This window comes from Citrobacter sp. LST-B2, assembly GCF_057983045.1.
Genome location: NZ_CP192598.1, coordinates 2,003,723 through 2,024,519, shown reverse-complemented (window position 1 = coordinate 2,024,519; position 20,797 = coordinate 2,003,723). Strand labels below are relative to the sequence as shown.

General features: G+C 50.8%; 20 protein-coding genes and 3 pseudogenes. 10 read left to right on the top strand and 13 right to left on the bottom strand.

From position 1 onward, the window contains the following. The first annotated feature begins 218 nt into the window (after window positions 1–218). The gene (gene pitA / locus ACQ0PY_RS09625) at window positions 219–1,718 is read left to right on the top strand and encodes an inorganic phosphate transporter PitA (protein ID WP_044264045.1); all 1,500 of its coding nucleotides are present in this window, start codon (window positions 219–221) and stop codon (window positions 1,716–1,718) included. Between the two features lie 69 nt (window positions 1,719–1,787). Here pitA and ACQ0PY_RS09620 read toward each other — a convergent pair whose 3' ends face one another. Continuing rightward, window positions 1,788–2,522 (bottom strand): dTMP kinase, encoded by a 735-nt coding sequence (locus ACQ0PY_RS09620; protein WP_109740155.1) that lies wholly within the window; start codon window positions 2,520–2,522, stop codon window positions 1,788–1,790. 171 nt (window positions 2,523–2,693) lie between these two features. Here ACQ0PY_RS09620 and ACQ0PY_RS09615 point away from each other — a divergent pair, with 171 nt between their 5' ends. From ACQ0PY_RS09615 to lptG, 7 genes are all read left to right on the top strand, one after another. Then, window positions 2,694–3,437, top strand: coding sequence for a nucleoside/nucleotide kinase family protein (locus tag ACQ0PY_RS09615; protein WP_044258095.1), 744 nt, complete (start codon window positions 2,694–2,696; stop codon window positions 3,435–3,437). Window positions 3,438–3,448: 11 nt separating this feature from the next. After that, the gene (locus tag ACQ0PY_RS09610; RefSeq protein WP_044258098.1) at window positions 3,449–4,240 is read left to right on the top strand and encodes a nucleoside/nucleotide kinase family protein; all 792 of its coding nucleotides are present in this window, start codon (window positions 3,449–3,451) and stop codon (window positions 4,238–4,240) included. Window positions 4,241–4,332: 92 nt separating this feature from the next. Continuing rightward, window positions 4,333–5,688: a lipopolysaccharide biosynthesis protein gene (locus ACQ0PY_RS09605; protein ID WP_174217527.1), complete on the top strand. Its 1,356-nt coding sequence runs from the start codon at window positions 4,333–4,335 to the stop codon at window positions 5,686–5,688. After that, window positions 5,685–6,509 (top strand): hypothetical protein, encoded by an 825-nt coding sequence (locus tag ACQ0PY_RS09600; RefSeq protein ID WP_109740153.1) that lies wholly within the window; start codon window positions 5,685–5,687, stop codon window positions 6,507–6,509. The genes ACQ0PY_RS09605 and ACQ0PY_RS09600 overlap by 4 nt, the downstream gene beginning before the upstream one ends. Before the next feature lie 52 nt (window positions 6,510–6,561). Next, window positions 6,562–7,134 carry a YtfJ family protein gene (locus ACQ0PY_RS09595; RefSeq protein WP_109740152.1) on the top strand — a complete coding sequence of 191 codons (573 nt, stop codon included), beginning with the start codon at window positions 6,562–6,564 and terminating at the stop codon, window positions 7,132–7,134. Then, the gene (lptF, locus tag ACQ0PY_RS09590) at window positions 7,134–8,204 is read left to right on the top strand and encodes an LPS export ABC transporter permease LptF (RefSeq protein ID WP_109740151.1); all 1,071 of its coding nucleotides are present in this window, start codon (window positions 7,134–7,136) and stop codon (window positions 8,202–8,204) included. Before ACQ0PY_RS09595 ends, lptF begins: the two co-directional genes overlap by 1 nt. Then, the gene (lptG, locus tag ACQ0PY_RS09585; RefSeq protein ID WP_061070265.1) at window positions 8,201–9,268 is read left to right on the top strand and encodes an LPS export ABC transporter permease LptG; all 1,068 of its coding nucleotides are present in this window, start codon (window positions 8,201–8,203) and stop codon (window positions 9,266–9,268) included. Before lptF ends, lptG begins: the two co-directional genes overlap by 4 nt. Before the next feature lie 89 nt (window positions 9,269–9,357). Here the strand turns inward: lptG and spt are convergent, their stop codons facing one another. The 4 genes from spt to ACQ0PY_RS09565 are packed head-to-tail and all read right to left on the bottom strand — an operon-like array spanning window position 9,358 to window position 13,451. After that, the gene (gene spt, locus ACQ0PY_RS09580) at window positions 9,358–10,530 is read right to left on the bottom strand and encodes a serine palmitoyltransferase (RefSeq protein WP_043001070.1); all 1,173 of its coding nucleotides are present in this window, start codon (window positions 10,528–10,530) and stop codon (window positions 9,358–9,360) included. Next, window positions 10,517–10,777 carry an acyl carrier protein gene (locus ACQ0PY_RS09575; protein ID WP_043001963.1) on the bottom strand — a complete coding sequence of 87 codons (261 nt, stop codon included), beginning with the start codon at window positions 10,775–10,777 and terminating at the stop codon, window positions 10,517–10,519. The genes spt and ACQ0PY_RS09575 overlap by 14 nt, the downstream gene beginning before the upstream one ends. 29 nt (window positions 10,778–10,806) lie before the next feature. Continuing rightward, on the bottom strand, window positions 10,807–11,721 hold the full coding sequence (locus ACQ0PY_RS09570) for an NAD-dependent epimerase/dehydratase family protein (RefSeq protein ID WP_109740150.1): 915 nt from the start codon (window positions 11,719–11,721) through the stop codon (window positions 10,807–10,809). Continuing rightward, window positions 11,718–13,451, bottom strand: coding sequence for a fatty acyl-AMP ligase (locus tag ACQ0PY_RS09565; protein WP_206268216.1), 1,734 nt, complete (start codon window positions 13,449–13,451; stop codon window positions 11,718–11,720). Before ACQ0PY_RS09565 ends, ACQ0PY_RS09570 begins: the two co-directional genes overlap by 4 nt. A 383-nt stretch (window positions 13,452–13,834) precedes the next feature. Between ACQ0PY_RS09565 and ACQ0PY_RS09560 the strand changes: the two genes are divergently transcribed. After that, entirely contained in the window at window positions 13,835–14,959 is a 1,125-nt protein-coding gene (locus ACQ0PY_RS09560) for an N-acetyltransferase (protein ID WP_109740148.1), read from the top strand. Window positions 14,960–15,059: 100 nt separating this feature from the next. After that, window positions 15,060–15,217, top strand: a pseudogene (locus ACQ0PY_RS09555) (deoxyribose-phosphate aldolase); the annotation flags it as partial. Between the two features lie 51 nt (window positions 15,218–15,268). Here ACQ0PY_RS09555 and ACQ0PY_RS09550 read toward each other — a convergent pair. From ACQ0PY_RS09550 to ACQ0PY_RS09515, 8 genes and pseudogenes are all read right to left on the bottom strand, one after another. Then, a complete protein-coding gene (locus ACQ0PY_RS09550) occupies window positions 15,269–15,760 on the bottom strand; it encodes a hypothetical protein (RefSeq protein WP_446894207.1) in 492 nt (163 codons plus the stop codon). Next, complete coding sequence (locus ACQ0PY_RS09545; RefSeq protein WP_164593909.1) at window positions 15,742–16,722, bottom strand: IS5-like element ISKpn26 family transposase; 981 nt, start codon at window positions 16,720–16,722, stop codon at window positions 15,742–15,744. Before ACQ0PY_RS09545 ends, ACQ0PY_RS09550 begins: the two co-directional genes overlap by 19 nt. 40 nt (window positions 16,723–16,762) lie before the next feature. Continuing rightward, complete coding sequence (locus tag ACQ0PY_RS09540; protein WP_446894202.1) at window positions 16,763–17,053, bottom strand: hypothetical protein; 291 nt, start codon at window positions 17,051–17,053, stop codon at window positions 16,763–16,765. Between the two features lie 675 nt (window positions 17,054–17,728). After that, a complete protein-coding gene (locus tag ACQ0PY_RS09535; RefSeq protein ID WP_061070267.1) occupies window positions 17,729–18,475 on the bottom strand; it encodes an SAM-dependent methyltransferase in 747 nt (248 codons plus the stop codon). Window positions 18,476–18,530: 55 nt separating this feature from the next. Beyond that, window positions 18,531–19,078: pseudogene (locus ACQ0PY_RS09530) on the bottom strand (GNAT family N-acetyltransferase). A 10-nt stretch (window positions 19,079–19,088) separates the two neighbouring features. Beyond that, the gene (locus tag ACQ0PY_RS09525) at window positions 19,089–19,346 is read right to left on the bottom strand and encodes a YjhX family toxin (RefSeq protein WP_043001077.1); all 258 of its coding nucleotides are present in this window, start codon (window positions 19,344–19,346) and stop codon (window positions 19,089–19,091) included. A gap of 378 nt (window positions 19,347–19,724) precedes the next feature. Continuing rightward, window positions 19,725–19,922 (bottom strand): annotated as a pseudogene (locus ACQ0PY_RS09520) (tryptophan synthase subunit alpha); the annotation flags it as partial. 18 nt (window positions 19,923–19,940) lie between these two features. Next, entirely contained in the window at window positions 19,941–20,333 is a 393-nt protein-coding gene (locus ACQ0PY_RS09515) for a VOC family protein (RefSeq protein WP_044258118.1), read from the bottom strand. Window positions 20,334–20,797: the final 464 nt, after the last annotated feature.

Genomic DNA, 20,797 nt, shown 5'->3' with positions numbered 1-20,797 from the left:
ATGACTCAATCGATATTCACTCCATTATTAAAACCAGAAAAGCATGCCTCTCCTTTCTAAATTATCGCCTACCCCGTTGAATTAGATAAAAATAATCATCCAAAAAATAATGCGATACGGATGTCATATCAAAAAAAGGTGATATTTCACTTTGCCCGAATCACGAAAGTCACTGATAATGCGCCCGTTCGTCTCTTCAAAATGGCGGTATATCCCCTATGCTACATTTATTTTCTGGTCTGGATTTATATACCGGCTTGATGCTTTTACTTGCGCTGGTCTTTGTCCTGTTTTACGAAGCCATAAACGGATTTCACGACACCGCCAATGCGGTCGCGACCGTCATTTATACCCGTGCCATGCAACCCCATCTGGCAGTAATGATGGCGGCGGTTTTCAACTTCTTTGGCGTCCTGCTGGGCGGACTCAGCGTTGCCTATGCCATTGTGCATATGCTACCCACGGATTTACTGCTCAATATGGGGTCGTCACGTGGCCTCGCGATGATTTTTTCCCTGTTACTGGCGGCGATTATCTGGAACCTTGGAACCTGGTATTTCGGGTTACCGGCCTCCAGTTCTCATACCCTAATAGGCGCAATTATTGGGATTGGACTCACCAACGCACTGATGAACGGGACTTCGGTAGTCGATGCGTTAAACATCCCGGCGGTGGTCAATATCTTTGCGTCGTTGATTGCGTCTCCCGTCGTCGGAATGGTGATCGCAGGCGGCCTGATCTTCCTGCTACGCCGCTACTGGAGCGGCACTAAAAAACGCGATCGCATCCACCGTCTTCCTGAAGAACGGAAAAAGAAAGGCGGTAAAAAGAAACCCCCATTCTGGACGCGTATTTCGCTCATCTCCTCAGCGGCGGGCGTGGCCTTCTCCCACGGCGCGAACGATGGTCAGAAAGGGATCGGCCTGGTGATGCTGGTACTGGTGGGGATTGCGCCTGCCGGTTTCGTGGTGAACATGAGCGCTTCAGGCTACGAAATCACCCGCACGCGTGATGCTGTCAGCAATCTTGAAATCTACTTTCAGCAGCACCCTGACGTGATAAAACAGGTAGTGGATAAGGCTCAACCGCTTACTGTACCGACAGCGAATTCCTCCTCAACCACCGAATTTCATTGCCATCCGGCGAATACGATGGATGCCCTGGGTCGCGTGAAAACACTGTTACCAGCAAACCTGGAGAGTTACGACACATTAAGCGTGCCGCAACGCGGTCAGTTACGACGCATCATGCTGTGTATCTCCGATACGGCAGATAAAGTGGCAAAACTAGCGGATATCAGTCGTAGCGACGTGCATCTGTTGAAAAAACTGAAAACCGACATGCTGAGCACCATTGAATATGCGCCGATCTGGATAATCATGGCGGTCGCGCTGGCGTTGGGCATGGGAACAATGATCGGTTGGCGGCGCGTGGCCACCACAATTGGCGAGAAGATTGGCAAAAAAGGGATGACCTATGCCCAGGGAATGTCCGCACAGATCACGGCGGCGATCTCCATTGGTCTTGCCAGCTATATCGGGATGCCGGTTTCTACTACGCATGTGCTCTCTTCCGCCGTCGCAGGAACGATGATCGTCGACGGCGGCGGATTACAGCGGAAAACCGTCACCAGCATCGCGATGGCCTGGGTATTCACGTTACCAGCGGCGATTTTGCTGTCCGGGTTTCTGTATTGGGCTTCTCTGCTACTTATCTAAGTCAACTGCCGGCTTAGCGAAACGGAATATACCTGAGAATGCCCAGTTCGCCAGACTGGGCATCAATACTTACTGAGGATGAAAGCTAACGGCGGGCTGATTACCGTCAGTGTGATGATAGCCACGAGCAGCCATAAACGCGGTTATCGCTTTTTCCGCATCCGCCAGCACTTCATCCAGCGGCTGATTAGCATCGATATCAACCAGAGGCGCGCCGCCCAAGGTCAGTTGTGGTGTTATCGCGATTTTTCTTGCCAGCGCTTCTCTACGGTGATCGGGTTTACGTACACAAGCAACGTCGAGCTCAACATTCAGTTTTATCACTAAATCCGGCTTATGGCTGGCCATCCAGTGAAACGCCGAGCGTTCTTGTTCGGCCAACCAACTCACGAAGCGACTCCCCTCTGTATTGACGGGAAATACGGTACCATCATAAGCGCCGGGGATTTGTATCTGAGGGTAGCGATCGGCTAACACAATGAGGCCCTGCCGACGACACGTCAGCATATGGCGAAACCGCAATAACCGACGCGCAACGAAAAACATAATCACTAATGCAGGTACCACTCCAGGTAATTTTTTTGCAGTTTTAACTTTATTACGTTCGATAACGTTACCTAATGAATTACCCATTAACGGTAATTTAACCACGGCGCGCCCTACATTTCCTGCCTGTTTACCCAGATGAACTTTTTCAGTCGGGCCATATTTCTGCAAACAGATAACAAGATGTTCGCAGACCGTTGTTTTCCCCGAACCATCGCTGCCAATAACGGCTATTAGCGGAGGTTTAATTGATTGCATAAATACACCCTTAAACAAAAATACCCACCATGAATAATTTATTATCCGACTCTCCTTCCGGATATAATTGTTAATACTAAAACGACAATTACCCATTGTCACAACTTTATTGAACAGATATTCTTGGCACACAACCGCCGCCCTCAATTAATTATTTAAACTGGATCTTTCGTGAGTCAATATACTATTCCCACTATACCTCCCCCTTTCGCACGGGTGATTGCTATAGTCGGTTGCGATGGTTCAGGTAAATCAACCCTGGCAGCCAGCCTGACGTCGCATCTCGCCCTACAGTTGCCAACAAAACAGCTTTATCTCGGGCAGTCCTCTGGTCGTATTGGTGAATGGATTGAACATTTGCCTGTTGTCGGGGCGTTGTTGGGGCGTTATCTGCGAAAAAAAGCGGCACACGTACACCAGAGTCCTTCTGCGCCACCAGGAAACATCACGGCGCTGGTGATCTTCCTGCTCTCTTGCTGGAGAGCGTACAAATTCCGCAGCATGCTAATTCAGAGTCGGCAAGGCACGCTGTTCATCGTCGATCGTTATCCCCAGGCGGAAGTGCCCGGTTTTCGCTTCGACGGGCCGCAGTTGGCCAAAACGGCTGGCGGTAATCGGTGGGTACGACTCCTGAAAGCCCGTGAACTCCAGTTGTACCAGTGGATGGCCTCCTGGCGGCCTCTGCTGTTGATCCGGCTGGATATCGATGAAGAAACCGCCTTCTCACGTAAGCCTGATCATCCCCTTGCCGTGCTCCACGAGAAGATCGCGGTCACGCCGCATCTGACGTTCAACGGAGCACCAATCCTCGAACTGAACGGTCGGGAGTCGGCGGATAAAATTCTTACTGAGTCATTACGCTCAATTCAGACCTCTCTTCGCGATCACCGGATCGGATTTGCGAGTCCTTTTTAAGACGGAACGACATGGACACAGAGAACTTAAGCCCCCAGAACGGGCCATTACCGGAATATATTCCGGGACTGATTGCCGTGGTGGGCTGTGATGGCACCGGTAAATCCACGCTGACGGCGGATTTGGTAAAAAACCTGCAGCAAAAGTGGGTAACTGAACGCCGCTATCTGGGACTTGTTTCCGGAGAAGATGGCGACAAAATCAAACGTCTGCCGCTTATCGGGACATGGCTTGAACGACGACTGGCGACCAAGTCGTCAAAAACGCAGAGCATGAGTACCCGGGCTCCCGCACTTTGGGCGGCGTTAATTATGTACGGGTTCTCGCTACGCCGGATGGCTAACTTACGCAAGGTCCGGCGACTGGCGCAAAGCGGCGTGCTGGTGATTAGCGATCGATACCCTCAGGCCGAAATTTCCGGTTTTCATTATGACGGACCGGGGATTGGCGTCGAACGCGCAACGGGCTGGGTGAAAACCCGCATGGCCAGGCGCGAATCCCGCCTGTATCAGGAAATGGCGTTATATCGTCCTGAACTCATCATTCGTCTTGATATCGATATTGGTACCGCATTTTCCCGTAAGCCCGACCACGACTACAACGAGCTGCGCGACAAAATCGACGTCATGATGAAGCTCACCTACAACGGCTCGAGAATTCTCGATCTGGATTCCAGAGCGCCCTACCGCGAGGTGCTGGAAAAAGCGCTGGCAGCCGCCTCCGTTACGGCCCGGGATTCTCAGCGCAGGCGTGTTTTATCACAACACGCCAGCGTCCTGCCCGAAATCGGGGAGCACCCATAGCAAAAGAATCTCTGAACTCAGGCACGTACGCGTCACTGGCCTGAGATTTTATGCTGGGCGGGTTTGCTCCTGCTGAGTGATCATTAACAGGTCTGGCGGGTTTTTATCCCATGAAAAAGTGGTTTGCTGATGGCGCGTTTCGCACCATCATTCGTAACAGCGCCTATTTAGGCTCCAGCAATGTGGTGAGCGCCCTGCTGGGGTTACTGGCGCTTTCCTGCGCCGGTAAAGGGATGACGCCTGCGATGTTCGGCGTGCTGGTCATTGTTCAGTCGTACACCAAAGCCATTAGCGATTTTGCCAAATTCCAGACCTGGCAACTGGTCGTTCAGTACGGCACACCCGCGCTGGAAAATAATAATCAGCAGCAGTTCCGCGATGTGATCTCTTTTTCCTTTAGCCTGGATATCGCCAGCGGTGCTGCGGCGATCCTTTGCGGGATGGGGTTACTGCCGTTTCTTTCGCATTCATTAGGCCTCGATGCCGACAGCTTTTGGCTGGCAATGCTGTACTGCACGCTGATCCCTTCAATGGCCTCATCAACCCCAACGGGGATTTTGCGGGCGGTAAACCGTTTTGATTTGATTGCCGTACAGCAGGCCACCAAACCTTTCCTGCGCGCGCTGGGCAGCGTTATCGCGTATTTCGGCGATTTTGGGTTTGCCGGTTTTGTGATCACCTGGTACGCCTCCAGCCTGGTCGGCGGCACAATGTACTGGTGGTTTGCCGCGCGCGAACTGCGTAGCCGGAATATTCACGGTGCGCTACGCCCACGACTGTTTGAGTCGGCGCGCAGCCTTGAAGGCGCATGGAATTTTGTCTGGGCAACCAACTTTGCCCACACGATCTGGTCTGCTCGCAACTCCTGCAGCACGGTATTGGTGGGTGTCGTTCTCGGCCCTGCTGCAGCCGGGCTGTTTAAAATTGCGATGACTTTTTTCGATGCGACAGGAACTCCAGCGCAGCTGCTTGCAAAGAGCTTTTATCCCGAAGTGATGCGCTTAGATCCGCGCAGCAAAAAGCCGTGGCAACTGGGAATGAAATCCGCGTTGCTGGCCGGCGGGATTGGAATCGTCGTAGCACTTGCGGTGGTGATTGTTGGTAAGCCGCTTATTTCGCTGGTTTTTGGCGTCAAATACCTCCAGGCGTATGACCTCATCCAGATTATGCTTGGTGCAATTATCGTCTCAATGTTGGGGTTTCCTCAGGAATCGCTGCTGCTTATGTCCGGCAAACAGCGGGCTTTTCTGACCGCACAGACCCTGGCTTCTATCGCCTACATAGTCCTGCTACCAGGGCTGTCGCATCTCTTTGGCGTAATCGGCGCGGCATTTGCTTATTTCGCCGGACAATGCCTGGATGTGCTGCTTTCCCTGATCCCGACATTACACGCCTATCGCCATCGTCAGCGCTTGCCATTTACCGCAGGCAAAGAGACTCACTCATGACACACGAAAAATTCTCGCCAGACATTCTTCAACGCCTCTTTGCGGCGGTGGAAGAAGACGACATCATTGATCGCCATGCCACGCTACCGGAACATATTCATACCTACTGCACCGAGGACAATATCCGTCGCTGTTATGATTTGTGCCTGCAGTTTTGGGAGGAGGGTTTTACCCGAACGGACTTACTGCATTTGGTACTGAAACAATTACGCGGCGGCGAGCTGTCAGATAACGAACGGATGCAGTACAAATACATTCGCGCGCGTTATAAGCATTTACGTTTCGCGCTGCGTCTCTATCGCAAGAACCACCAGGCAGGCCGTTTATTTAGCAAAACCACCGTTTTTCTCGGCCACTTCCAGGACGGGTTTCGTAACGGAAATAAAACGATTATTGCCACCTATGGAAAGCGCTTGCGTCTTTTCCTGAGCCTTCCCGTCTGGTGGGTTGTCCAGTATTCCTTGCACCACAGTCAGCCAGAAACGGCCAACGGATTTACCACCTATTGTCAGGCGCAAATGCGCACGCTACGGGACCTGCTGGCCCAACCGCAACTGACAGGACGTGAATTCCACACTATGCGAAAAATCATCAGTCAGCAGGTTTCTTATTTCGATACGTTACGCTCTCTCGAACCTGACAATCACGATGCTCGCGCCATCTCCCGCTTTCTGGCTGCTATTAACGGTCTGATGGGAGACCGGCATGATGAGATGGTGGCCGATGCAATGGAAATGCGAACACCGTACGACGAGCCCTGCGCACTGAATGGCGATATTCGTGGCCGTATAGAGCAATGGCTCGCCCGTTATCCTCTGTAGATTGCCCGACACAGGATTCTCCATCCCGACTCAGCGAAATAAAGGATTTGCGATGCTGATACGTCGATTATTGATGATTTCACTTCTGCTCTCGCCATGGCTGGCGTCAGCACATAACTTTGTCGGTGGCCAGCCGGTTAAGCCCATTGTCATTACGGATCGCGGCGAATTACTGCTGGATAATCGCGATACGTTTAGCTACCGAACCTGGAATAGCAGTGAACTGGCAGGAAAGGTGCGCATTGTTCAGTATATTGCCGGGCGAAAATCGGCAAAAAAGAAAAACGCAATGTTGATAAAAGCCGTTAAGGCCGCCCATTTCCCTCTGGATCGCTTTCAACCGACCACCATCGTGAATACCGATGATGTGATCTTTGGTTCTGGTTTCTTTGTCCTCGGCAAGATAGAAAAAAACAAACGTCGCTACCCGTGGGCACAATTTATCATCGACAGCAGCGGACTGGGGCGCAAAACCTGGCAACTCAATGAGATGAGTTCAACCATTCTGGTGCTGGATAAAGAGGGCCGCGTCTCGTGGGCTAAGGATGGTGATCTGACGCCGAAAGAGGTGCATCAGGTCATCGCGATGGTACAAAAGATGGTTAACGAATCGCCAGGCCTGTGATGAAATTAATTGAACTCTACATCATGACCGGCATTTGTCGACTGGTGGTGACACTTGTGGGCTTTCTGATTTTTATTTTCGCCTGCTATTGCGCACAGCGCTACCTGACCGAAGCGGCCAACGGGACATTAGCCCTCGGCGTTGTGCTGAATGTTGTCTTCTATAAAGTTTTGATTGCGCTGGAGATGTTGCTTCCGGTCGGTCTGTATGTTTCCGTCGGCGTCACCCTTGGCCAGATGTATACCGATTCGGAAATGACGGCGATAGCCGCCGCTGGTGCCACGCCTTCACGTCTTTATCGCGCCGTGATGTTCCTCGCCATTCCATTGAGTATTCTGGTGTTGCTCCTGTCTCTGTACGGCAGACCCTGGGCTTACGCGCAAATTTATCAGTTAGAACAACAGTCGCAGTCAGAGCTGGATGTCCGTCACCTGCAGGCAAGAAAGTTTAACGTCAACAACAATGGACGGATGATCCTCGCCCGTCAGATTGACCCCGACGCAGCTCATTTGAATGATGCGCTGATTTACACCGCCTCTGCCAGTAAAACCAGTATCTTCAGGGCCAACAGCGTGGACGTTGTTGATCCCTCCTCCACGACGCCCTCAGTGATGTTGCACTCCGGTACCGGCTATGTCCTGGATCATCAGGGCAGTGATGATAACGAGCAAATTTTCCGCAATCTCAAACTGAATATGAAACCGTTCGACCAGAATGACGAGGTCAAACGCAAGGCGAAATCCATACAGACGCTCGCTCGTTCCTCTGCACCGGCGGATACCGCTGAACTGCAATGGCGGGAAAGTCGCGGAGTCTGCGCGTTGTTCATGGGGCTGCTGGCAGTCCCGTTAAGCCGCGTCAGGCCGCGCCAGGGACGGTTTTCCACACTGCTCCCGCTCACGCTCTTATTCGTCATCATTTTTTATGGCGGTAATATATGCCGTACGCTGGTTGCCAACGGTGCGTTGCCCGTCACGCCGGGACTATGGCTGGTCCCCCTGCTCATGCTGTCAGGTCTGGTGATTCTGTTGATTCGCGACGGCACGCTGCGATGGAAAACGTATAAATGAAAATCTTCAGTCGCTATATCATACGCAATCTCTTTTTAGGATTTGCGGCGGCTGCAGGGTTACTGCTTCCCCTGTTTACCACCTTTAATCTGATCGGCGAACTCGATGATGTGAGTCCAGACGGATACCGCTGGACGCAGGCGGTGATGGTCGTGTTGATGACATTGCCGAGGACCCTTATCGATCTTGGTCCGTTTATCGCTTTGCTCGGTGGCATTATCGGATTGGGACAGTTGTCGAAAAGCGGGGAATTAACCGCCATACGCACCACGGGATGCTCAATTTTCAAAATCGCCATAGTGACGCTAAGCGCGGGACTGATGCTAATCGTTGCCCTCGGCGTCATTGACGAATGGATTGCCTCGCCGATGCAACAACAGGCGTTGCAGATTAAAACGCGCTACAGCAATCACGATACGGCAGGAAACATTCTGTGGGCCCGGCGCGGCAATGTGTTTGTGACGGTAAAATCGCTGGATGCGCATCGCCAACCAGAAGGCATTGAGCTCTTTTACTACCGGGCGGACAACTCTCTGCAACGGTATATCTATGCGCGGACCGCCACCATTTCAGATAACGGCGTCTGGCGGCTTGAGGGCGTCAATCAAAAAGCGTGGGCCAACGGTAAGGAGACAACTGAGACGAAAGAGAACGTCGAGTGGTCATCTTTGTTCGCGGACATGAGTCTTGAGGAACTCACCCTGCCCAGCAGCAGTTTTTCAGTTAAACAACTCAGCCATTATATTTCCTACCTGAAGAGTACAGGTCAACCCAGTCTCGAATTTACGCTGGCGTTGTGGCTAAAGCTGGGACATCCGCTTTTAATCCTGGCGATGATTTTACTGGCGATCCCTTTCACCTTTAGCACCCCCCGCGCTCCCGGACTCGGGAGTCGACTGGCCGTCGGTGTGATCGTTGGTCTACTTACTTACGTCTGTGACCAGATCATCGTCAACCTGGGACTGCTCTATTCCCTGAACGTGCAAATGACAACGCTGGCACCGCCAATATTGCTCCTGGCGGTGGCATTAATACTGGTTTATCGATTCGATCGCCAACCCTGATATCGCAACATTCATCAGACGGCGTGATGGACAGGAGTAAGACATCGCAGCAGATATTCTCAGGAACAATATCTGCTGCGCAGAGCAGATTATTTTTTCAGCTGTGCAAATGCCTGAATAATCGCGTCAATCTGCTCGTAGGTATGCGCGGCATTAACACTGCAACGCAGCAACGTAATCCCGGCGGGGGCAGCCGGTGGCAAAATGAGATTCACATAAACGCCAGCGGCGATCAGTTCTCGCCAGATACGCAGTCCCTCTTCTTTTGCGCCAATAATCACCGGTACCACAGGGCTGATGTGCGAACTCAGCTCATAACCCAGTTTCTCAAGCCCTTCATACAGTCGCGCTGCGTTATCCCACAGCTTTTGGCGCAGCTCCGGTTGTGTTGCGATCGTTTTCAACGCAGAGCGGACGGTTGCAATGCTCGACGGCGATGGGGATGCGGTAAAAATGTAGGGACGACTGGCGTAACGCAGGACATCCATGCCCTGATCGCCGACGGCAAAACCACCAATAGAAGCCAGGCTCTTACTGAAGGTTCCCACAATAATATCGACATCCTGCTCCACACCGGCGGCTTCCGCCAGTCCCCGTCCCTTCGCTCCCATCACGCCGAAGGAATGGGCTTCATCGACAATTAAAAAGCCACCCAACCGTTTTTTGATCTCGACAATATCGACCAGTGGCGCAATGTCGCCCAGCATGCTGTAAATGCCTTCGACAATGATGATCGCGTCTTTGGCGCGCTCACCAAGGCGCATCATGCGCCGCTCGAGATCTTTCGCGTCATTATGACGAAAGCGGATAATTTCAGCTCCACCTAACGCGCAGGCATCATAAATGCTGGCGTGGCTGTCAGCATCCAGCAATACCACGGCATTGTGACTGGCAAGCGTGCTGATTATCCCCAAATTCGCGGTATAGCCTGTGGAGAATACGATGGCTGATGGCCGCTCAAAAAACTCGGCAATCTCCTTTTCTAAGGCTAAATGTGGTCCATAGCTGCCATTCGCCATTCGTGAACCGGTCGTGCCTGTCCCCTGACTGGCTAAAGCGGCCTGCCCCTCGGCAATCGCCTGTGGATTAAAGGTGAGCCCCAGATAGTTATTCGTACCTGCCAGAATAATTTTTTGGTTGCCAATCCGTCCTTCCGTTGCGGAAAACACCTCATCGATACAGGTGCCAAATGGGTTAATTCCTGCCATGCTAAATTGTTCCCGCTCGCAGGCCAGGCGCGAAAATTTATCATAGAGACTCATTGATACTCTCCAGATAAGGGATTAACGCTTCCATTAATTGCGCCGGGGTTCTGACATCCAGCAAAATATTAATAGGGATGGAAATGTCGAATTTATCTTCCAGCAACATTAATAAATCCATAACTTTAATCGATTCCAGCCCAAGATCATTAACCAGATCGCTGTCAGGATGGATATCTACGCCGCTTTCGACCATACCCTGTAAACACTCAAGGGTGTAATCCATTACTTCTTCATGATTTAACATAGAAAATAACATACCTGTAATATAAATAATTAAAATAACCCCTGCCGTAACGCATATTCCAGGCTAACCCGGGGAAACCAATTTATTTTCTCGCACAGAGAATTATTATTTGCCGACCAGTCAGAGTGGATTAACTCACAAACTTTACTCCTGGTTAACATCGGTTCTTTTCCGGCAAACCGACTGATTAACGTACTCGCGTCGGCAAACAATGTGAGTAACGGTAACGGAATGGTTACGGTGCGAACCGGTCCGTTGCGCACTGCGGCCGCAATTTCCTGAATGCGTTGCCAGTTGTAGCCACCGGCAACACCATCGCAGAGTTCATACGGATAAACCGGCGTCTGGTCGGCCATGAGCCATTGACTGACAGCCTGCGCTAAATCGCTCACGTGCAAAAATGACAAACGGGCTTCGGCAGCGCCAAAACGCGGAAGGTAACCGCGCAGCATCGCGCGAAACAGTGGTGTTAGCTCTTTGTCACCGGGTCCATACACTGCCGTAGGTCGAAAAATCCCCAGCGTAATTTCTGCGGCCATCGTCGTTAGCCGTTGTTCTGCGACATACTTGGAATTTGCATACCATGAGAGTTCCGGGTGACGTGCTGCAAGCGACGAGATAAACAGAAAGCGTCGACAGCTGCCGCTCTCTTTCGCGGCCTGCATCAGCCGTTGGCTGCCTTCAACATTGCAGCGGGTGAAGATCGCTTCTGTGTGTCCGCGAACCTGCCCTGCACAGTGGATGACATGTTCCGCCCCGGCGACCAGTTGCGCCAGTGCCTCACTGTCTTCCAGCGCCCCCCTGATCCAGACAAGATTATCGCGCACGTCGTGGCGAATCGTTCGGGTTAACACCCGAACGGCAAAACCGCGGGACAGCAGGTCATCAATAATATGCTTCCCGATAAAGCCGGTTCCACCTGTCACCGCAACCGTGATGCTCATTGCAAGTATCCCGGCATAGGGATCGGTGAGTTAAGCGACTCAGCAAAGAGATTCAGGTAGCGTTTTTTTGCTTCCGCACGCGCTGGTTTCCCGGATGATGTCCGTGGAATACTGTGCGGCGGCAAGAGTTCGATGCTGACAGAAACCCCAAACTCGCTTTGTACCCGTGCGGTCAGGCTATGGACGATCTGCGCCCGACGTTCTTCACAACTGACCCGGCACTGGATCTGTAAAATAATCCGTTCCTGAGACGTCACAAATGCTATCGCATCGCCGGAATGTATTTCCGGTTCCTGTTCCGCAATATACTCAATATCCTGTGGCCAGATATTCCGACCGCGAATAATGATCAGATCTTTTATACGTCCCGTCACGTACAGGTAGCCATCCAGAAGATAGCCCAGATCCCCGGTATCCAACCATCCCGTTGACTGGATATCCTTCTGCGAAACCGGATCCTGAAAATAACCACTCATCAGACTCGGACCGGAAATGCAGATATGGCCAACGTCTCTTTCAGGCAATGGGCTCCCAACTTCGTTACGAATTTCAATGCGGTGGCCGGGAAGCGCTTTACCGCAATTCACGAAGGTAGATATCGCCCGGGTACTTTTCGTCGGCGCAACCGCTTTACCCTGGCATTCGAGTACGTCGCGATCGACATCGTTCACCTGTGAGCCGGAGGCTTCATCAGAAAAGCTCACCGCCAGCGCATTTTCAGCCAAACCATAGCACGGCATGAATGCTTTGCTGTCAAATCCCGCGCGCTTGAAACATTCGCCAAACTGATTCAGTTGTCCGGCGGAAATGGGTTCTGCCCCCACTCCGGCTACGCGCCAGCAGGAGAGATCCAACCCGGCAAGTTCGTTGTCATTGATACGACGCAGGCATAAATCGTAACCGAAAGGCGGCGCAACGGAGACGGTGCAGCGGTTCTGACTGATTAATTTCAGCCACTGCAGCGGGCGCATAGCAAAATCCTGGGTGCGCAGATAGTCAACGGATAGCTGAGTCGCCACAGGCGTAAGCAGAAAGCCCACCAGCCCCATATCATGATAAAAAGGCAGCCAGGATACGCAACGGTCACTGTCTCGCAATTTGATTCCATCATGGCTAATCACATGCAGATTCGCCATAACTTCACGGTGAGTAATAATGACGCCACGAGGAAAACGCGTGCTGCCTGAGGTGTACTGAAGGTAAGCAATATCGTCTGGCGACGGTAATGGCAACTCAATATCCTTTTCCGGCAGCGCATTAAATTGCGCATTGCTGAGAATGCGGATTGCCGCACCATGCTCGTTGACCACATTTATCAGCGACAACCATTGGTCACTGCTGATGATAGCCGCAGGCTGACAACTGGCGAGCAGGCCCTGCAATTTCGCGGAATAAGAATCGCGTTGTCCAACCCCCATAGGAATGGCCAGCGGTACCGCCACCAACCCCGCATACTGACACGCAAAAAAGGCTTCGACAAAACCGACGCTGGTTTCCGCAATCAGCGCGACGCGATCGCCCTTGTTGAGATTCAATGAAAGCAACCGTCTGGCTCCGGCTTTAGCCCGCATTTTTAGCTCTCGGTATTCCAGTACCGCTTCAGGCTGAATGCGTCGATCATAAAAATTCATTCCTGCATTTCCCAAAGCGGCATAGTCCAGAGCTTCCACCAGGGTTGAAAAGTCAGCATAACGCATAGGAAGAGAATGAGTTGAGATTCTATTGGACATATACACCATGAAAATGTTTGAATTTAAAATCGATGGATATACAAAACAAATAATCGGCGGGTGATAATATAAATTAAATAGTCATTAAACAGTATCTCTTTTTTGGCTAAAAGATCATCAGCAAAATAAATGTTTTTCTGCATTTCAATTTCAATAATTATGATATTACCCAGCTAAATATTTTATTTCATTCTCCGAAGGGAGAGTTATCATTAAACGCCCTGTCCACCTCCTGTCTTATGTTTTACCGTCCTGTTTTATCACCAACCGCATTAAGTGGTAAAAGAGAGAAAGAAACATTCAGTAATTTATTTCGTTTCGACTGACAACATAGCAGTCAGTGTAATTATGTTTATTTCTGCACTTTTTATTTAAGGCTGTTTATGATTCAGATACAAAAAGTCATGAATAAACATGACCTCAACACGTTTATCTCTTTCCCTTCTTCACTTTATTGCGCCGACGACAGCTGGATCGCCCCCTTGCACCTTGAACGTGCAGAGCATCTGTCCGCGAAAAATCCGGGTTCTGAACATATTCGTTGGCAGGCATGGATCGCTAAAAAAGCAGGACGGGTCGTCGGACGCATCACGGCACAAATTGACACCCTGCATCGCAAACGGTATGGCAACGACACGGGTCATTTTGGCATGCTCGATGCCATCGACGACCCTGAGGTCTTTAGCGCACTGTTTGCCGCCGCCGAATCATGGCTGAAATCCGCCGGGGCGCAAAAAATCACCGGACCTTTTAGCCTGAACATTAACCAGGAAAGCGGCCTGCTGGTTGATGGCTTTGAGACGCCGCCCTGCGCGCTGATGCCACACGGGAAACCCTATTATGGCGCTCACGTGGAACAACTGGGATACACCAAAGGAATCGATCTGCTTGCCTATTGGATGCAGCGCACAGATTTATCTTTCTCACCGTCGCTGGTCCGACTGATGGATCAGGTGCGTCAAAAGGTCACCATTCGCAGCATCAACCGTAAGCGGTTTAGTGAAGAAATGCAGATTCTGCGTGAAATTTTCAACTCCGGATGGCAGCACAACTGGGGATTTGTCCCCTTCACGGAACACGAATTCGCCTCCATGGGCGAGCAGCTCAAATTCCTTGTTCCGGACGATATGATTCACATTGCTGAAATAGATTCGGTGCCTTGCGCCTTTATCGTTGGCCTGCCGAATATTAATGAGGCGATCGCCGATCTCAACGGTCGGCTGTTGCCTTTCGGCTGGGCCAAACTGCTCTGGCGACTAAAAGTGAGCGGTGTGCGCACCGCGCGGGTGCCTCTGATGGGCGTTCGTCAGGAATATCAGTTCAGCCGCATTGGCCCGGTCATGGCTCTGCTGTTAATAGAGGCATTACGCGACCCGTTTGCCAGACACCATATTGACGCGCTGGAGATGTCCTGGATTCTGGAGTCTAATAGCGGGATGCGCACAATCCTGGAACGCATCGGCGGAGTTGCCTATAAGCGCTATCGCCTGTACGAAAAACAACTCTGACTGCGGTCTGAAGAAGCAAACGCGGGTATCAGTAAGTTCCCTCTCTAAAGCAGGTCTTAGCCCATAACGTATGTTTTTCTGCTAACAGGCGTCGCAGTAAATGTTCGGTTTTAATGGCCCACATCAGGTAGCCAAAGCCATTCAATTCACGAACGTCAATCCTGACGTAACCCGGAAGGGCTTATCATCTGTATAGAATATCAGTCTGATGCGGCAAGGGGTGCCCCCTGCCGGATCTCCCTTGCCATAGACGTGCTGAACAGGACACGCGAAAAAGGAATCCGTAAGGATTCCCTTTTCTGTTACGTTTCAGTGCCCGTTGATCGTTTCATTCACTTCTGAGCCTGGTGGAAAATCCGCCACAGAAAGGACAATATTCAGGCCCTGAGGCCGGAATGTTGTTGAATGAATCAACATATATTTATACCAGCGAAAAAATAACCGCTTATCCCTTACGTTAATACGTTCAAGAATACTGTACAACCTTGAGTATATCGACTTCTGGCTCAACCCCAGATATTGCGAAGCGTCAGCATAGGTATCCAGACAAACAATCGCATTGAGCGTGTGTTTATCCGCCCGATTCATCCTCGCCATAAACTGGCAGAACTCACACGTCTGCTCCCCACTGTTAGGGAAGGTGCGAATAAGCAGGTCATTTCTTCCCAAGCTGACTCGCTGATTAAAATTTCGCGGATCTGGGCCGATTTTTTTCCCGCAAACACATCGAATCAGCCTATTTAGGCTATTTTTTCCACCATTTCTGGCGTTATTTCCGGTTTTTACTGAGATCTCTCCCACTGACGTATCATTTGGTCCACCCGAAACAGGTTGGCCAGGGTGAATAACATCGCCAGTTGGTTATCGTTTTTCAGCAGCCCCTTGTATCTGGCTTTCACGAAGCCGAACTGCCGCTTGATGATGCGAAACGGGTGCTCCACCTTGGCACGGATGCTGGCTTTCATGTATTCGATGTTGATGGCCGTTTTGTTCTTGCGCGGATGCTGCTTCAAGGTTTTTACCCTGCCGGGACGCTCGGCGATCAGCCAGTCCACATCCACCTCGGCCAGCTCCTCGCGCTGTGGCGCTCCTTGGTAGCCGGCATCGGCTGAGACAAATTGCTCCTCTCCATGAAGCAGATTACCCAGCTGATTGAGGTCATGCTCGTTGGCCGCGGTGGTGACTAGGCTGTGGGTCAGGCCACTCTTGGCATCGACACCAATGTGGGCCTTCATGCCAAAGTGCCACTGATTGCCTTTCTTGGTCTGATGCATCTCCGGATCGCGTTGCTGCTCTTTGTTCTTGGTAGAGCTGGGCGCCTCAATGATGGTGGCATCCACCAAAGTGCCTTGGGTCATCATGACGCCTGCTTCGGCCAGCCAGCGATTGATGGTCTTGAACAATTGACGGGCCAGTTGATGCTGCTCGAGCAGGTGGCGGAAATTCATGATGGTGGTGCGATCCGGCAGGGCGCTATCCTGGGATAATCGGGCAAACAGGCGCATGGAGGCGATTTCGTACAGGGCATCTTCCATGGCACCGTCGCTCAGGTTGTACCAATGCTGCATGCAGTGAATACGCAGCATGGTCTCCAGCGGATAGGGCCGTCGGCCATTGCCCGCCTTGGGATAAAACGGCTCGATGACAGCGGTCATATTCTGCCATGGCAGAATCTGCTCCATGCGGGAGAGGAAAATCTCTTTTCGGGTCTGACGGCGCTTAGTGCTGAATTCACTATCGGCGAAGGTGAGTTGATGGCTCATGATGTCCCTCTGGGATGCGCTCCGGATGAATATGATGATCTCATATCAGGAACTTGTTCGCACCTTCCTTAGCCTGCGCATCCTTAAGTTTTTCAATAATCAGACTAATAGAATCACTATAGTTTATATGTTGTTTCAGGAACAAATTATCTTGTTTATCTGAAATACTCACTAATGTATATTCAGCGACTATGGCGCAACAGCATCGTGTTTGTACCCACATTGCAGGAAGAAAGCAGAATGGTTTCCGATCTGATGGCCTCGCTGCCCAATTTTTTATTTCACTCAGCGCAAGAGCGATCAGTGGAGAAATTTTATCATCGACAACCACGTTATCCCTCCTTGTATCGCTATTCGCAAATATACACTTAACTTAAAAAAACTGCCAAATGATATAACTGTTCAATCTAATACATCATGATAGGAAAAAACTATCACTATTCTTATTTCTATCGTCACACCAGATCGGAATATTAACAAAAACCAACATATTTATATAAATATCAATTTGTTACAAAAAACAAAAAAGTCATATGGTGTAACAATACAGAAAACAAACAGAAACAATAAATCAACACAACAACGTGTTAAATCATAAAAAAACCAGGATTATTTAATCGCCATCCAGGAAAGTAAATAAATATCAGCATCAATCTTAGGAATTATCAAAAATACATTTTAAGAATCTTCTGAAAATACTGAATTATCCTACAAACACAAGAGAAGAGAATGTTAATTATTAACAAGAAATTATTTAACGTATTTAAAAACAGGCCCTAACCTTTTATGGATTATTAAATAATTATTATAACCGCGTCACAGAAACAATCCATTTTCGCTGTTTTAACGATTAATTGTGGACGCACCTGGCCGGACGTCTTTGTGAGACAGAAAGGAAGAAGGTTTCAGGTGTGATAATTATTTAATACGGTCGTTGCTTTCGCCACGACGCTTCTCTTCTGGAGAGAATACGACATAGCCCTCAGGCTATGCCGCATTACTTACTTTATCGTGCGATTAACGCAAATACGCCCCAACCGAAGTATTCCCGGGTGTAGGTGACATGGCGTTCAGGCGCTATCGTCAACTCCGCGCGAACCTCATCGGCAAAATCATCCTCTGCATTAGCTTCTAACCAACGGCGCATTGTCAGCCATTTCGCCGCTTCATATCGGTCCCAGCCCTCCTGGTCTGCCAGCACCATTTCCACAACGTCATAGCCGAGTTCGTTGAAAGAAGAGACGAGCCCAGGAAGGGTGATAAAATCAGCCTTCGACGAAACACCACAGGCCTGGGCGATCTCTTCCGTTGCGGGAACCTGACGCCAGTAAGGTTCACCGATCAGTATCATTCCGCCTGGCTTGAGGCTTTTTGCCAACAGCCCGACGCTTCCGGCTACGCCACCGGCAATCCAGGTCGCGCCAACACAGGCCGCCACGTCGCATTTTTCGTCCGTGACGTAACCCGCCGCGTCGTTATGAATAAAATGGACGCGTTCGCTGACGCCAAGCTCTTCAGCACGCTGTTTTGCCTGGGCAGTAAAAAGCTGGCTCATGTCGATACCGGTACCGTTAATGCCGTGATCGCGCGCCCAGGTGCAGAGCATCTCACCAGAACCACTGCCGAGATCAAGAATGCGCGCTCCCGGCTTCATGCGTAACACCCGGCCCAATGTGGCATACTTTTCCGGCGTAAACGGGTTATGAATGCGATGTTCGCTTTCGCTAATCGTAAAAATACGTGGGATATCCATTAGTTAATTCCTTTCATTGCGTTACGAGTAAGAGAGCGTTCAGTCTGATTGTTATTCACGCCAGTGCTCCGGTTTCATTAAGGCCTGCGCACATTGGATGTCGCCGGCACGATCAAAGGGTTGTGCGGAGAGGGACTGCATCATCCAGCAGGCCTTATGTTCCTCCGCAATGGGGTAAGGCGCGGGAAAGCCTTTGTCTCCTGCACAGGGTTCAAATCCATGTCGCGGATAGTAAGTGGCATGACCGAGAACAAAAACGCACTGGCATCCCATCGAGCGTAAGTGTTCTATACCGGTACGAATCAATAATCCGCCCACGCCCCTCCCCTGGTATTCAGGGATGACCGCCAGGGGAGCAAGGATATGCATCAGAGGGGAATCCATTTCTCCTTTGAATGTCGCCCGGGTAAACAGGATATGCCCGACGGCGTTACCTTCCTGTCTGGCCAGCAACGATAACGTTGGACGCGCAGTGTCGTCCTCGAGCAAAGAAGCCACCAGGCAGGCCTCTTTACTGTAGCCAAAGGCGCGGGTTTCGACTTCCCGGATGTCGTTGGTATCACTTTCATCGGTAATATGAATAGTGAAGTTGCGTGTTGTCATAACGCTCTCCTTAGCGGTTATCTGGCTGAGCACGCACGTTGTTCAGCCCGGTGGTATTAATGCGGTACGGCTGACCATTGACGGATTTGATCAGCTTTTTGGTTTTGAGTTTTTTGAAGACGGCAAGTGTACAGTCGGCGAGCAGCAGCCCTTCGCGGCTGTAGCATTCAACGGCGGTGACGCGGCCTGACGCATCGCGGACGTGCGCAATACGTCCACCTTTGGCGAGAACGTGTAAGGTACGTTGTTCCTGACGGGATAAATTCATACTGGAAAACCTGTTTAATCATCATGTGCAAAACGTGCAAACACACAGCGGTGTCCGCATTCGATTTCGGCGCATTGATAATCAGTCAGCCTGAAAAGGTCGGGGAAACTGATTATCAGATGATTACATTCTCCAGCATCAAAGCCTCGGGTTGAGTTGAAAGGTATTTATGAGATGAATGGTAACACGTAATTTCAGCAGGGATATGCGCAGGTCGGAAAAATGTGATCGCCGTCGAAATCACGCCCGTCGTCGCAGACATTGCCTCATTTACCATCCCAGGCCATATTTGCGAAGATGAGGATGACGGAATTGATCGCCAGATTCAGGGTCGCGTCACCCATTGCCTGCCGCTACCGACAGGCAATAGAAACGTACTTACTGCTGACGCGTTGCCGCTTTCATGCTCATCACAAATGCCTTTAACTCAGCCAGCATCGTTTCCTCATTATCTCTGTTTTTCTCAATGATCCTGACGATGGCAGAGCCTGAAATGGCCCCCGTCGCACCAGCGCTAATTGCATCCGCCACCTGATCGGGCGTGGAAACATCAAACCCCTGCAGTGTTGGTGGAGCCTGTTGCATAAGATATGTTCAGTATTCGTCTGCATAGTAGACAAACGCCAGCTTATTGCCGTCGGGATCTCTGACATAGGCGCTATGAAAGCCTTGTCCATACTGTGGTCTGTGACCCGGCGCGCCTTCATCCGCGCCGCCCAGGCGAAGAGCGAGCGCGTGAAGTTGTTGGATATGTTCGACGGATCGGGCATTCAGCGCCACCATCGTGCCATTACCGACACCTGCGGCCTGGCCATCAAAGGGTTTGCCAACGCACAATCCGGTGGTGTGGTTTTCACTGAACATCCCCCATGATGCGCCCTCTTCGCCGCGGCCTGCTTTCGGGTGCCCAAGCAGCTCCATTAACGGATCGTAGAAACCGATCGCACGTGGCAGATCGTTCGTACCCAGCATGATGTAAGAAAACATACTCCCTCCTCATTTGATGTCGCAGGGATTATCCGCTTGATCCCCCTGCGGGCGTCACCGTCAGGTTACGTGTGACTAACATACCGAACGGCAGCGAGTCGTTAAGCGCGTCAGATCAATAGAACAGACCTATACCATAATGAAGATTGATTGAACTTATATCCCCGGCGATCGCCGTTTTGCTGGTTTCAACGTATCTCTTGGCCGGTGAGCAGGATGGCAACGCTGGAATTTTTTTTCATGTCCCTTTTCCGCTCAGTACGCCATCCAGTATGTATGGATAAAATAAGATGGATGAGAATGCGGTTCTGACATTGCTCAATGAGCGGGGGTATGTATTTGCCGATCGGATTTATTACGGCTGTTGGCTTTTTACGGTCATTTTCCGACAGACGTTCAATCTGATGACATACTCCGGTTTAAGCATGATGCGCCTTCATCCTGACTTTGTGAGTTTTGTAGTG

Bases quoted from the DNA above. Each gene is read 5' to 3' on its own strand.
- pitA (WP_044264045.1), top strand. From the start codon at position 219: ATGCTACATTTATTTTCTGGTCTGGATTTATATACCGGCTTGATGCTT.
- ACQ0PY_RS09620 (WP_109740155.1), bottom strand. From the start codon at position 2,522: ATGCAATCAATTAAACCTCCGCTAATAGCCGTTATTGGCAGCGATGGT.
- ACQ0PY_RS09610 (WP_044258098.1), top strand. From the start codon at position 3,449: ATGGACACAGAGAACTTAAGCCCCCAGAACGGGCCATTACCGGAATAT.
- ACQ0PY_RS09600 (WP_109740153.1), top strand. From the start codon at position 5,685: ATGACACACGAAAAATTCTCGCCAGACATTCTTCAACGCCTCTTTGCG.
- ACQ0PY_RS09595 (WP_109740152.1), top strand. From the start codon at position 6,562: ATGCTGATACGTCGATTATTGATGATTTCACTTCTGCTCTCGCCATGG.
- lptF (WP_109740151.1), top strand. From the start codon at position 7,134: ATGAAATTAATTGAACTCTACATCATGACCGGCATTTGTCGACTGGTG.
- lptG (WP_061070265.1), top strand. From the start codon at position 8,201: ATGAAAATCTTCAGTCGCTATATCATACGCAATCTCTTTTTAGGATTT.
- spt (WP_043001070.1), bottom strand. From the start codon at position 10,530: ATGAGTCTCTATGATAAATTTTCGCGCCTGGCCTGCGAGCGGGAACAA.
- ACQ0PY_RS09575 (WP_043001963.1), bottom strand. From the start codon at position 10,777: ATGTTAAATCATGAAGAAGTAATGGATTACACCCTTGAGTGTTTACAG.
- ACQ0PY_RS09570 (WP_109740150.1), bottom strand. From the start codon at position 11,721: ATGAGCATCACGGTTGCGGTGACAGGTGGAACCGGCTTTATCGGGAAG.
- ACQ0PY_RS09565 (WP_206268216.1), bottom strand. From the start codon at position 13,451: ATGTCCAATAGAATCTCAACTCATTCTCTTCCTATGCGTTATGCTGAC.
- ACQ0PY_RS09560 (WP_109740148.1), top strand. From the start codon at position 13,835: ATGATTCAGATACAAAAAGTCATGAATAAACATGACCTCAACACGTTT.
- ACQ0PY_RS09545 (WP_164593909.1), bottom strand. From the start codon at position 16,722: ATGAGCCATCAACTCACCTTCGCCGATAGTGAATTCAGCACTAAGCGC.
- ACQ0PY_RS09535 (WP_061070267.1), bottom strand. From the start codon at position 18,475: ATGGATATCCCACGTATTTTTACGATTAGCGAAAGCGAACATCGCATT.
- ACQ0PY_RS09525 (WP_043001077.1), bottom strand. From the start codon at position 19,346: ATGAATTTATCCCGTCAGGAACAACGTACCTTACACGTTCTCGCCAAA.
- ACQ0PY_RS09515 (WP_044258118.1), bottom strand. From the start codon at position 20,333: ATGTTTTCTTACATCATGCTGGGTACGAACGATCTGCCACGTGCGATC.